Raw genomic sequence first — 13318 nt, 5'->3', positions numbered from 1 at the left:
ACATCACGATAATACAAGAGATGTTAATCTGCATTTTCTTTCTTCAGAGATTTCTAATTTAATTTGTGATAGAATTGTACAATTACAAAAAACTACATAGCGATCGTGATGCCCTAAAATGCCTCAACGAAACCGCTGTAAATCGGGAGGGGAAATTCAATGACCAATTTTGATCTTGGCTCGTATTCTCGCGAGATCACAACATCGTCTTCAACAGCCAAAACAGAATTCGATCAAGGGCTGGTTTGGCTATTCGGATATAATCATGAAGCCGCGGCGGAATGTTTTGAAAAAGCTATCTCCGCTGATCCAGGTTGCGGAATGGCCCACTGGGGTGTCGCCTACGCTATTGGTCCAAATTACAACAAGCCTTGGGAATTCTTTGAGGCAGACGAACGTGTTGCCACTCTGGAACGCGCCCATGTGGCAATCGAAAAAGCCCAAGCCTTACGTGAGAGCCTTTCACCCATTGAAGTTGCCCTAATCGACGCGCTGGCGGACCGTTTCCCGGACGATCCCGAAATTGAAGATTACTCTCCATGGAACGATGCATTTTCAGATTCTATGCGAACAGTCTATGCCAGCCACGGGGATGATTTGGATATATCTTCCCTTTTTGCTGAATCACTGATGAACCGCACGCCCTGGCTCCTGTGGAACCTCGAAACGGGTGAACCGAATGAAGGGGCCTCTACGGTGGAAGCCCAAACCGTTCTCGAACGCGCCTTTGACGAATTACCGGGAGCTTGGGATCATCCGGGTCTTTTGCACATGTATATTCACTTAATGGAAATGTCGCCCGTGCCGGAAAAAGCATTGCGGCATGGAGATCGGCTGGTTGATCTCGTTCCGGATAGCGGACATCTGGTTCATATGGCCACGCATATCGATGTTTTATGCGGGGAATATCAGAATGTGATCTGGAGAAACCACCGGGCGGCGCAGGTCGATCAAAAATATGAAGCCATTGCTGGCGGAGAGAATTTCTACACGCTTTACCGCATTCATAATGTGCATTTTGAAGCCTATGGCGCGATGTTTTTGGGACAGCCGGAAAAGGCACTCGCGGCCTCTGAGGAGTTGATGCGGATGCTTCCCGAGCCTGTCGTGCGTTTTATGCCGGAATTATTCGAATCATTTTACGGTAAAAAAATACACGTCATGGTCCGCTTTGGGCAGTGGCAGGAGATATTGGATGAACCATTTCCTGAAGATCGGGAACTGTATAGCTACACAACAACCGCAATGCACCAGGCACGAACGATCGCATTCGCCAATCTTGGCAAAATAGAGGCGGCGGAAGAAGAACGAAAACTGGCCATTGCCGCCAGCAAAGCGGTACAGGAAGGACGCATGGTGTTCAATAACACTTGCGAAGATGTATTGAACATTGGTGAGGCAATGATGGATGGTGAGCTGGCATTTAAGTCAGGCCGCATCGAAGAAGGCCTTGATCATTTGCGCCGCTCTGTTGAACTCGATGACGCGTTGTTATACGACGAGCCCTGGGGATGGATGCAACCGACACGACATGCATTAGGTGCCCTTCTCATGGAAGTTGGGCAATTTGAAGAAGCGGAAGCAATCTACAGGGCCGATTTAGGGCTCGATGGTACATTGGCAAGAGCTTGCCAGCACCCACGGAATGTCTGGAGTTTGCATGGATTGCACGAATGCCTAGACCGTCGGGGTGAAGAAACGGAATCCAAGCATATCAAACTGATGCTCGACCAGGCGGTCGCCCGTGCAACAGTGCCAATCCATGCCTCTTGTTACTGTCGAAATCGATCAAAAGAAGCCGCCTGAGAAAGACACCGCCGTGAAGTGAGTTGATTAAACAGCTTTCTTCACGGTAAATATGTTTCATTTTATCATTGGTGGACCTATCAAGTTAGGGAAATTCGTTGAACAGAAGAGATTTGCTTGCGTCAAGCGCCGCCTTTCTGGGAGCCAATCTGATTGCAAGGGCCGCAGGTTCCATGATTGTTTCAAAACTCAATGTACCTCCTGAAGAGGATCGGCACGAACGGACATTTATGCAATGGCCTGTCAACCGCCAGGTACATCCGGACATCCTATTCCTTGATTTACTTCAACAAACGATTGCCGATATCGCCAACACCATTGCGGAGTTTGAGCCGGTTGTTCTTTTGGCGGCTAAAAGTCAGCAAGCCCATGCTCGAAAGTTCTTATCTGCTGGCGTAGAGCTCTGGGATATTCCGACAGAGGATTTGTGGTGCCGGGATTCAGGGCCGCTTTTTGCTCACTTACCTGACGGACAGCTTGTTGTTAGCCATATAAAATTTAATGGCTGGGGCGGAAAACAAATTCACGAAAAAGATGGAAATGTCGCGCCAATGGTTGCCGCGAAACTCGGCATTCCTGTGATAGATAGCGGGCTCGTTGGTGAATCCGGTGGCGTGGAAAGCGATGGCAATGGACTATTGATGGCGCATGAAAGTTCCTGGTTCAATAAAAACCGTAACCCCGGTTTATCGCTGAAGGAAATTGAACGGCGTTTACTGGCCGCCTATGGTGCAGAAAAGATGATCTGGGCTCCCGGTGTTCGGGGAGAAGACATCACCGACTATCATATTGACAGCCTTGCCCGATTTACAGGCCCTGGCCGCGTTTTGATTAATTTGCCGGATCGGCCTGACAATGAAGACCCTTTTCACACAGCGGCATTGGAGACCCATGACAGATTGGTCGCCAACGGACTTGACGTAGAGGTTATACCTGAGCCCTGGACAAGGCGGGTCAACAATATCGATTTCGTTGCTTCTTACGCCAACTATTATGTTTGCAACGATGCGGTCATCGCCGCGCATTTTGGCGACGAAGAGACAGATTATCTTGCCGTGGAAGCCCTGAAAAAAAGCTATCCAGGCCGCGAAATCAGGACACTTAATGTCGACGCACTTGGAGAGGTTGGAGGTGGTATCCATTGCGCCACACAACAGATGCCGATCAGTTAGGAAATAACCAAATGCTGGACGCCTAACTTGTAATTGGGCCGCTGCCGACGCGGGGGTGCGGCCGCGGGCCATCAGATACGGCAACACAAAATAATATTTCATCCGGACGCGGTGCGTCCGCAACCATTACCGTCATTGTGTCAAAATGATCGAAGGACCATGCCTCATCCTTATGTCCCAATGGAATATCAATAGAGCCGCCTACAGATGCAATTTTAACGTTGGACGGAATTAAGGCTTTACCACCTCCAACAGCCGCTCTCATAGGCTTGCCAAGTTTTGGATGGATCAGAGCACCTCCCTGTTCGAGGTCACCTTCAACACCGACGATGGCAGCTTTACCATAGCTCACAGCAGGCCTTGATAACGCCGTAACAGCTTCGCTCGCCAGCTTTTCACCAAGTTCACCACCAATATCGAAAAGCAACGATAGATCCTCGGCAAATCGTCCGGCAAAAGGGTTTTTGACCACAGCCATTATGACCACCCTGGTGATCGGCTCACAGCTTTTGAAAAAACTGTCCGTTTCGATAACTTCTTTTACTAACATGGTCTTACGAATATCCATGGTCCTAATCTGCCTTTCCCTCCAAAATGCGAGAATGCCGTCGATGCCCACCGAACAGCGCATTTACGGCAATCGCTCCAAATAGTATTGCACCACCAATAACCGTAAATTTTGTTGCTGTTTCCCCCAGGATTATCCACACCCATACGGGTGCAAGAATGCCTTCCGACATGGACAGCAATGTCAATTCCGCCGCCGAAACCGTTCGGGAACCGAAGGTATAGAGAACCAGTCCGGCGCCGATCTGAAACATGCCCATTGCCATTGAAATTCCTGCATCATTGATTGACAGCTGTAACGGCAGGTCCAAGCTGACACAGATTACGGACATAACAACGACGCCAATTATCCCGGATAAAAATACAGACGGCAGCATATTTCCTGACTTGCCCCATCTCAACGCAACGGTGAAAACCGCAAACCCGAAAGCAGAGGCCAAAGCGGCAATACTACCTGACAAAGCACCGCCTGTGGTCTTGTCGGCCACCATCACCGTAACCCCAATCATTGCGACACCGATGGACAGCCAGGTTACCCTTCCCACCCGTTCTTTTAAAATCAATAATCCGAGGAGCGCCGCCATAAAGGGTGCTGCCCCAAAAAGCAACATAGCATTGGCCACAGATGTGACCTGGATGGCGTAAATCCCTCCGGTATAGGCACCAACGAGTGACACTGCCGCGATAACAGTCGGCAAGCCCGCTTTAAATATCAGGGCAACCGGATTGGCCCGCGTTTGCAGTGCAATGACAATACCTAAAAACACCGTCAGGCTGGCCGATCTATATAATAGTATTTGCCATACCATGGCATCATCAATAAGCCGAATGCCGAGGCCGACAGTCGACCACAAAACGCCCGCAGAAAAAACAAGCAACAACCCAATGCTACGAGGGGATAATGAGGTCATGGCACCATCGCTACAATCTTCGTTGGCAGTAATTATATGGAAATCTTGCTCATAAATTAGATTAATTTGCTACATAAAACGACGGGCTGACAATCTGGCGACCCACAATAGATCATTTGCATCCTTCCAAATCTTGAAGAAAAAAAATCGACATGGAATATGATTTAAGGCATATATCGGTTCAAATTTTAACCAGGGAGCTTTATTAAATGGATCGAGTTTGGCAACAACATTACGGCGATAACATACCGGCAGAGATTGACCTGCAGCCAGATATGACCCTGATGGATATGTTTAACAATGCCTGTGAGAAATTTGCTGACCGTGACGCTTTTTCCAGCTTCGGACAAAACCGCACTTACGCGGAAATTCAAACATTGGCGCGCAATTTTTCTGCCTACCTCCAAAATGAGCTGGGTATTCAAAAAGGGGATCGTATCGCGCTGATGACGCCAAATTGCATGGCTTTTCCCGTCGCCATGTTCGGGATTGTCGGTGCCGGAGCGGTCCAGGTAAATGTCAATCCACTTTATACCGGTCGTGAGTTGCGCCATCAATTACAGGATGCAGACACGGAAACAATTGTTCTATTCACCGGATCGACACCCGTATTGGCGGAAGCCCTCGAAGGAACACCGATTAAAAACATTATCACCCTGACCTTGGATGATTTTCACGGAGGTGGCATTCCCAGTCCAGCGGCGGAGAACAGTCTCTCGGTCACGACAACACTGTCCGATGCGATCGCCAAGGGCGCCGAGCTGGACTTTAAAGACCCCGGATTAACGGGCAGTGATTTGCTGTTTTTGCAATATACCGGTGGGACCACCGGGTTATCAAAGGGTGCGGCACTCAGCCACAGCAATCTCGTTGCCAATATTCTACAGATCAAAGCGTTTCTTGGCGATTTTATATCAGAAGAGAACGAGATCGTTATCACGGCAATTCCCCTTTATCATATCTTCGCGTTGGCTGTTAACTGCCTGACATATGTCAGTGTCGGCGCCACGAACGTTTTGATTACCAATCCGCGTGATATTGATGGATTTATATCCGAAATGGGCAAATGGAAATTTACTGTCTTTACCGGTGTGAACACCTTGTATAATGGGCTTTCCATGATGCCGGCCTTCAAGGAACTGGATTTCTCTGCGCTTAAATATTGCCTTGGCGGCGGCACCGCATGTCAGGAAGCTGTCTCCAATCGCTGGAAAGAAATCACGGGCATGCATATCACTGAAGGGTTCGGTATGAGCGAAACATCGCCGGTGGTATCGGTCAATCCTCTGCCTGCACAATCCTTTTCAGGGACGATTGGAATTCCCCTTTCTTCGACTGACGTATCCATCCGCGATGAAGATGGTCGAGAACTGGCGTCCGGAGAAGCAGGTGAGCTTTGCATCAAGGGGCCTCAGGTAATGTCAGGGTACTGGCGCCAGGATGAGGCAAACAAATCGGCATTCTGGTCAGATGGCTATTTCAGATCTGGCGATGTTGCTGTCATTTCCGAAGATGGGTATGTCAAGATTGTCGATCGCATGAAGGATATGGTGATCGTATCCGGCTTCAATGTATATCCCAATGAAATCGAAGCGGTTATCGCGATGATGGATGAAGTTGCAGAATGCGCCTGCATAGGTATTCCCGACGACACTACGGGCGAAGCTCTCAAGCTCTTCGTTGTTAAAAAGGATGAAGACCTGACAACGGATACCATTGTTGCCTATGCCCGTAAAAACCTGACAGCCTATAAGGTTCCCAAACAAATCGAATTTATTGATGAGGTCCCTAAAAGCCCGGTTGGTAAAATCTTGCGCCGGGAGTTGAGATAAATCGAAATAGATGTTTCAACCTTTGAAACGGACATCTGTTTTCCTTGTAAATGGTCTGGTTAGGGGTGCGAAACAGTAATCTGCCTTCAACAGCATCGCCTCTGGAAACTGGCGGCGAATGCTGTATGGTGGCATACCGGTTTCATGGCAGTTGGCTGCCGCCTTTCAATTGAGAATTACACTAACAATGAATAATCTGCGTGGTGCCATCCTAATGGTTTCCGCGATGGCTGCCTTCGCGCTGGAAGACATGTTTTTTAAGGCGGCCTCGCAATCTATTCCCGTCGGGCAGGCTCTTATTATATTCGGGCTTGGCGGGATGCTTATCTTTATGCTTTTGACCAAATTGCGTGGGGAGGTCATATTCCATCCCGAAATTTTGTCCCGGGCTATTCTGATCAGATCTGTATGCGAAGTCACCGGCAGATTGTTCTTTGCGCTCGCGATTGCCCTCACACCTCTCTCCAGCGCCTCGGCAATTTTACAGGCAACGCCCCTTGTCGTGGCCGTTGGTGCTATTTTATTCTTTCGGGAAACAGTTGGATGGCATCGATGGTGTAGCATTATAGCAGGATTTATTGGTGTCCTTCTTATCCTTCGGCCCGGATTAAGTGGTTTCGAGCCTGCCTCCCTGTTTGCGGTACTTGGAACCCTTGGCTTCGCCGGACGAGATTTGGCGACACGGGCAGCATCGCATTCTCTTTCCAATATGCAGCTAGGGATCTATGGGTTCTTTATGTTGATCATTGCCGGACTCATTCTGCTCGTCTGGACCGGTCCAATGGTTACGCCAGCGCCGGCGCAATGGTTGCAGCTCGCGGGTGTTATATTTACGGGGATAATTGCCTATTATGCGCTGACCGCAGCGATGCGGACGGGCGAGTTATCCGTTGTGGCGCCCTTTCGATATACAAGGCTGGTATTTGCCATGGTTCTCGGTGTTCTCATATTTGGCGAGCGGCCGGACGGGATCACGCTTCTTGGCAGTGCCATCGTGGTTCTAAGCGGGATTTATACGATTTTGCGCGAACGCAAACAGCGATCCTAGACAGAGAGCCCTTTGGGCGCGGTGCGTTTAAATCTGAAATCGGGAAGCAAACGGCGTGTCACAGTCTTCAGTATTTGTGCAGATCGCCCGAATTCCAGCACGGACGCCGTCAACACTTGTGGCTAAAGACATACTTGGTGCCCCAAGATTATCATCAAGCGCAGCGACTTCCGGTAAATGTGGAATATGTATCCACCCCGCCCGAACCTGCAGATTTTTCTCAGCGATATGATGTAGAATGCCATACATTAAATGATTGCAACAAAAGGTACCAGCCGCATCAGAAATATCGGCAGGTATTCCCGCCTCCCGCATGGCCAGGACCATTGCGCGAATGGGCAAAGTTGCATAATACGCCACCGGCCCATCGGGAACCGTAAGGTCGCCCTGCAATTCCTGACCCGCATTATCCCGCAATCCATAGCGAGCGCCATCATTCATGTTCTGGGCAATCCGCTCAACGGTGAGCATTGACCTTCCGCCAAATTCTCCCAGCATAACAACAGCTTCAGGCTGCTCTTCCTTGATTGCTTGCTGAACAACATCTATGCATTTGAAAAAAGTATTTGGGATAACTCTGGAGACAATCAATATGTCGCCAACACCCGATCCGTCCAATTCCCGCGCCACCAACTCAGCCGGATTAACAGGTGTATTGCCGAAAGCTTCAAAGCCCGTGACCAGTATTTTTTTCATAACAAATATCTTTCCAATCTCAGCGTCATCGAAATCCGATACTACTTAAATAGTGAGGGTCAAACAAATCGCGAGATGTGGATACGGTTATTTTATCAATGAAAAATCATAAAGCCGGCAGACTGCTCCTCTGTAATATCCTCTGTCCGGCAATATCGTATCTATTTCTTGTCTTGCCTCTGATCTCTCGATATCAGAAGAACCTCTTTATTTGCCGCCAGACTTTCATGCCCCGCAGATGTTAGACAATAGATGCCGCGAGCCGTCCGCTCGAACCAACCATAGTGGTTTTTTTGCAGGATTGAGGCGGCATTTTGAACCGCGGCCGCCTTTCTGATATCCGCCACTTTCATCGCTTTTTCCGTCACAAGGGCCTGCGCGCAGCGCAGCGCATCTTGCCGGTAAGCGGTCATTATCTTCGTCCGGTTTGTACCGCCGGTATTGGGATCGCCCTTACGCCTTTGAAATTCTGCCACCAGTCGGGTTTTCCGGGCGTTACTTTTTCGGGGTGCGTAAGGCTTGGGGTCCAGTAAAACACTGACAACCCCTTGCGGTAACGGCTCTGGGGCAACGGTCATCAAGCCAAGGCCCAGCTGACGGCAAAGTTTCACATAGCCGCGCTGTCGAGCTCTCCAGTTTTTTCTCTTGAGGGCGGTATCAGGGGCGAGAACTGCCATATAGACGTCATCGGTCATATTCTGACGATTAATCCCTTGCAGAACCAGTTCCAGGGAAAATAAAAGCTTCAGTTCTATGATAACGACGGGAGATCCCTCTTTTACGCCGACGACATCACAGCCCTTCACCTCTGCTTTTACCTCATATCCCTTGGCTTCCAACAGGGACTTCACGGGGTGATATAAGTCAGTTTCTTTCGTCATGTTCCCGCACCCCGCGCTTCTGTCAGCCCATTTCTATTGGCTGATTATGATCCATCATTAAAGCCGATAAAAGTCGCAACTTCCTCAACTGGGCGGCGTGTCGACACAACCGCATTTGCCGGAAAATCATAGTCCGGATACCCCATGGCAACAGAAGTTTGTATGACATGATTTTCAGGTATGCCGGCATGCTCACGCACAACAGGCGACTGCATGATACCCTGACTGTTTATGACGGAACCGATCCCCCGGCTCCAGGCAGCAAGGGCCAGGCCATATGTCACCGCTCCCAGGTCAAAATGACGAATATCTCCCTGCAGCTCTTTATCATAAGCGATAATAACGGAAACCGGTGCATCAAACTGCCTAAATCCACGCAACACCCAGTCTTTTCGCCGCTCGGCATCATTTCGCTCGATACCCATTGCTTCAAAAAGCTGGACGGCAACCTTGACCTGACGATCCCGGTGAACCCCTTCATACTTGTTTTCAACCCTGAATTCCCGCGATGGCGGAACACCGGCCAGATTACGTTCCGTATTTCCTGCGCGAATTTTATTGAGAGGCTCACCGCTGATCACATGCAGGTGCCACGGTTGCGTGTTCATGGATGAGGGCGCTCTTGTCGCAATCTCGATTATCTCTTTGAGAATGTCTTTTGGGATGGGATCAGGTTTATAGCCACGGATGGAGCGTCGTCCATGCACAATTGCATCAAAGTTCATGATATCTTCTCTTATTATTTAAGCGTTTGAAACGCGCGGAAAATTTATAGCGCTGCAGTCTAACGAAGACGGGCCATATATCAATAGTCAGGTTTTTTTTAACAGGTAAAAATAAAGTCAACGTCACGTCGCGTCTTTTGATCTTTTTAGTCGGCCGGCGGTCGTTGCCGCAATTTTGGCCAGTTGTCGATCAAGCCACCAGGCTGGTCGGCCCCTATCTTCCCGTCTTTCTTTTCGCTGTATTGCGTTCTTGACCAACATTGCGCCCAGCCACCGTATTGGCTCTGGCGGAAAGGCTCCCAAGGGTCCTTTGGCCATGGTGGATCTCGTCCATTCATTGTCCTGACCCAGCACCATTGCCGTCAGAAACTGCGCACCCACATATGATTGCCCAACACCATTGCCGGAATATCCAAGGCCATAAACGATATCAGGGTTGCCCTCCAGGGATCCAAAAAACGGCAGTCCGGTTGTTGAGCGATCAGAAGGACCGGTCCAGGTTGCCTCGATATCCGTGCTGGCAAGAGTTGGAAAAAAGCGATCTATCGCGCCTCTCAGTTGGGTCGCATACCGGCTTGGCCGGTCAAATTTGGGGGTGACGGCATTATTCAGGGAAATCATATTACCGCCCTTCCCCATCATCAGACGGCCCTGTGCCGTGCGGCGGTAATAATGAACAAATGCCCGGCTATCAATCACTGCCTTGCCATCGAGCAATCCAATTTCTGCCAGCAAATCCGGAGCCGGCTTGGTGATTGCCATATCTGATGAAACCAGCATGATATTGCGGCCAAACGCCGGGAACAGGGTCGGCATCCAGGCGTTAAGAGCTAACACTGTTTTCCTTGCTGTGACGACGGCGTTAGGTGTTTTAACAGAAGCTGGACGGCTGTTCTCAAGCGCCAGCAAAGGCGTATTCTCGTAAATGCGCACACCCCTCTCAATTGCTACCCGGCGCAAGCCCCGAACAAGCATGCCCGGATGAAGGCTGCCTCCTATCGGCGAGAAAACCCCTTCAATATGTTGGGTAGATCCCGCGGCTTCCTGTATCTTCTCCACTGACCAATGTTGCCAATTATTGAGACGCTCTCCTTCCAAAGCGCTTATTACATTATCAAGTGCCCCAAGCTGCGCGCCGTTGGTCGCAGTATTCAACAGGCCATCCACCCGAACCTCCGCTTCAATCTGATGCTCATGGCAAAAGTCCCGTATATGAAACAGCGCCTGTTCCGATGCTCTAACCAGGCGGGCGGCTTCCGGGGCTCCGTAGGTATCCAGCAATGTGAAATATTTTCCGGACCAGGTCACCATACAGCCGCCATTCCGTCCTGACGCCCCGCTACCGCATAGCCCTTTGTCAATTACAACAATATCGAGGGAAGGTTTTTGTTTTTTCAGATGAAGAGCCGTCCATAGACCGGTGTAGCCGCCGCCGACGATACAAACATCGGCGTTCGTGTCCCGCGTCAGGGTAACCGGCGTAACCGAGGCTTCGCGTTGCAGAGCTTGCGCGAACCAATAAGGTTGAAAAGCGGTATTTTGCACATCACCTCTAAAGATAATAACAGGTGATGAACCGTAGCTGTTGATGATAGGGGAAGAAAGGTAATTTTGCGCTTTATTCGGCTTCCTTGTCCAAGTAGGCGACTTTCCAAATCCGGTTGATTTACCTCTCTTGAGAATAGTTGACTTGCCCAAAACCCATAAATAACTTTCACCCGTCCCAAGAAACACCTTAAATACATAATCGCAATATTTAACTTGATTGCCGGGCGCGTACTCAACAAACAAGAAAGATCATTTATCGTGGAAAAGAAAATCAGAGTTGGAATTCTCGGGCTTGGCATTATGGGCCACAGGATGCTTGCATATATGCCGAAGGAGCCCGGCCTGGAAGTAGTCGCCGCCTGGGATATCTCGCCGGAGGAGTGCCTTCGGGCGCAATCGGCATTTCCCTGGCTCAATATTGCGGCCGACGCCAATACCTTGATTTCATCTTCTGACGTTGATCTTGTCTATATTGGTGTCCCGCCCAAATATCATGTTGCCTATGCACAAGCCTGTGTTGCCGTCGGAAAGGCCATATTCTGTGAAAAACCCCTCAGTGTGTCACTGGAGGAAGGCAAAAAACTGGTTGAGATGACGCATAAAAGCAATCTCTTCAATGCCGTAAATCTATCGCTCGCCTCCGCCGATGCCGTTGATATTTTACAACAGGAACTTGCGTCCGGGGCATTTGGTACGCCAAAATCTGCTGAGATTTCGCTTCAGTTCAGCATTTGGCCCCGGGGCTGGCAGCAAAATGCGGACTGGCTCAAATATCGTGAAGATGGTGGTTTCACCCGCGAAGTGACGACACATTTTCTGTATCTGTGTGAGCGTTTTTTTGGCCCCGGTTCCCTAAAATCAAAATCGGTCCACTACCCGGAAAATGGAAAATTATGCGAGACCCAGCTGGATGCTGAATTGATTTTTGGGGACGTGCCGGTCTCTATCAGATCAAAAGCGGAGACAAATCTCGAAGATCTCATCTCTTTCACCATCAACGGCACGTCAAAAATATTTAGCCTGCAGGATTTCTACTTCGGTTACCTGCAAACAGGCGATGTAAAAACACCCCTGTTTTCCAAGGAAGATGACGTCGCGGAACAGGCACGTCAGGCACAACTCGTAAATCTTTGCGATCAATATCATAAGGGTACAAAGCTCTTGCCGTCCTTTGCCGATGCATATGACGTGCAATGCCTGATCGAAAACCTGCTGGAAGAATAATTTAAACGTAAAACGCCCGCTTGAAAGGTTGATACAATGCCGTTATTTGGAAAATTCTATTCTTTAGTCCTACTGGTTCCCTTTCTAAGTTTCACTCCGTCCCTGGCGCAGTCTGCGGCGGACGGGCCTGATTTCTACCGCCTCAACGATGTTGCTTCTCATAGCGCCCTCAATATGCGCTCGGGCCCGAATGCAGCCTCACGGATTGTCGGCAAGATCCCTGCCGATGCAGATGGCCTGGCCGATTTCGGCTGCGTTGGCGGGCTTGATGCCGATCAAAGCGCCTCTGCAACAGCGGCTCAACGGCAGGCGGCGCTCAAAACCCGCTGGTGCAAAATTGGATACAAGCGGATAATTGGCTGGTCCGCTGCGCAATTTCTAACGGAAGGAACAGGACCGGATGCCTTCAACGGCGGCGGGCGCCTTAGCGCGCTGGCAGGTTCCGAGTGGCAATTACGGGATTTTGCGGGGGTGCCCGTCACGGAGAATGCCTGGATTGCCTTCAAGGGAGATGACCTGGTGAGCGGCCTTGGCGGCTGCAACCGGTTTAGCGGGAAGGTCTCTGTGAAGAAGGGCAAATTCAGCATCGGCCCGCTTGCCATGACAAAAATGGCCTGCCCGCCCGAAATGATGGAAACAGAGCAGGACTTTTCCCGGGCACTCGCGGCGACGCAGAGCATTACTGCGACACATTTGATCCTTGCTCTGTTTGATAAGGAAAATCAATTACTTGCCACACTGACACGGCGCGATGCGGATTAATGTTACAAATTCCGGCCCGAGACGCTTGCATAATAATTAATCGGAGGGTCTTCATATTCGAGATACGTTCACGAACAAATACTACCGTATTTACTATTACTCGCTAATATCCCTGGCTTCGACTACTATCTAATATAATAATTAAT

General features: G+C 49.8%; 12 protein-coding genes. 6 read left to right on the top strand and 6 right to left on the bottom strand.

Features of this window, described 5'->3' with window-relative positions; genetic code table 11:
- Nucleotides 1–159: 159 nt before the first annotated feature.
- Nucleotides 160–1806 (top strand): tetratricopeptide repeat protein, encoded by a 1647-nt coding sequence (locus tag NBZ79_RS03230; protein WP_251935474.1) that lies wholly within the window; start codon nt 160–162, stop codon nt 1804–1806.
- A gap of 98 nt (nt 1807–1904) precedes the next feature.
- Nucleotides 1905–2978 (top strand): agmatine deiminase family protein, encoded by a 1074-nt coding sequence (locus tag NBZ79_RS03225; RefSeq protein ID WP_251935472.1) that lies wholly within the window; start codon nt 1905–1907, stop codon nt 2976–2978.
- Nucleotides 2979–3000: 22 nt separating this feature from the next.
- Here NBZ79_RS03225 and NBZ79_RS03220 read toward each other — a convergent pair whose 3' ends face one another.
- Nucleotides 3001–3546 carry an amino acid synthesis family protein gene (locus NBZ79_RS03220; RefSeq protein WP_251935470.1) on the bottom strand — a complete coding sequence of 182 codons (546 nt, stop codon included), beginning with the start codon at nt 3544–3546 and terminating at the stop codon, nt 3001–3003.
- A 4-nt stretch (nt 3547–3550) separates the two neighbouring features.
- Nucleotides 3551–4456, bottom strand: coding sequence for a DMT family transporter (locus tag NBZ79_RS03215; protein WP_251935468.1), 906 nt, complete (start codon nt 4454–4456; stop codon nt 3551–3553).
- Nucleotides 4457–4665: 209 nt separating this feature from the next.
- Between NBZ79_RS03215 and NBZ79_RS03210 the strand changes: the two genes are divergently transcribed.
- Complete coding sequence (locus NBZ79_RS03210; RefSeq protein ID WP_251935467.1) at nt 4666–6288, top strand: AMP-binding protein; 1623 nt, start codon at nt 4666–4668, stop codon at nt 6286–6288.
- A 187-nt stretch (nt 6289–6475) separates the two neighbouring features.
- Nucleotides 6476–7336, top strand: a complete 861-nt coding sequence (locus NBZ79_RS03205) for a DMT family transporter (protein ID WP_420854575.1) — start codon at nt 6476–6478, stop codon at nt 7334–7336.
- Between the two features lie 27 nt (nt 7337–7363).
- On the opposite strand, the gene pcp is transcribed toward NBZ79_RS03205, so the two are convergent.
- The 4 genes from pcp to NBZ79_RS03185 form a co-directional block, all read right to left on the bottom strand.
- Nucleotides 7364–8032: a pyroglutamyl-peptidase I gene (gene pcp / locus NBZ79_RS03200; protein ID WP_251935463.1), complete on the bottom strand. Its 669-nt coding sequence runs from the start codon at nt 8030–8032 to the stop codon at nt 7364–7366.
- 161 nt (nt 8033–8193) lie between these two features.
- Nucleotides 8194–8913, bottom strand: coding sequence for a DUF2161 domain-containing phosphodiesterase (locus NBZ79_RS03195; RefSeq protein WP_251935461.1), 720 nt, complete (start codon nt 8911–8913; stop codon nt 8194–8196).
- A gap of 44 nt (nt 8914–8957) precedes the next feature.
- Complete coding sequence (locus NBZ79_RS03190) at nt 8958–9638, bottom strand: nitroreductase (RefSeq protein ID WP_251935459.1); 681 nt, start codon at nt 9636–9638, stop codon at nt 8958–8960.
- 123 nt (nt 9639–9761) lie between these two features.
- Nucleotides 9762–11183, bottom strand: coding sequence for an FAD-dependent oxidoreductase (locus NBZ79_RS03185; protein ID WP_251935457.1), 1422 nt, complete (start codon nt 11181–11183; stop codon nt 9762–9764).
- A 261-nt stretch (nt 11184–11444) separates the two neighbouring features.
- On the opposite strand from NBZ79_RS03185, the gene NBZ79_RS03180 reads away from it, so the two are divergent.
- Together NBZ79_RS03180 and NBZ79_RS03175 are read left to right on the top strand one after the other, a co-directional pair.
- Entirely contained in the window at nt 11445–12410 is a 966-nt protein-coding gene (locus NBZ79_RS03180; RefSeq protein WP_251935455.1) for a Gfo/Idh/MocA family protein, read from the top strand.
- Nucleotides 12411–12446: 36 nt separating this feature from the next.
- Entirely contained in the window at nt 12447–13172 is a 726-nt protein-coding gene (locus NBZ79_RS03175) for an META domain-containing protein (protein ID WP_251935453.1), read from the top strand.
- Nucleotides 13173–13318: the final 146 nt, after the last annotated feature.

The sequence above is a fragment of the Sneathiella marina genome (assembly GCF_023746535.1).
Taxonomy (GTDB): domain Bacteria; phylum Pseudomonadota; class Alphaproteobacteria; order Sneathiellales; family Sneathiellaceae; genus Sneathiella; species Sneathiella marina.
This window is presented reverse-complemented; position numbering and strand designations above follow the sequence as displayed.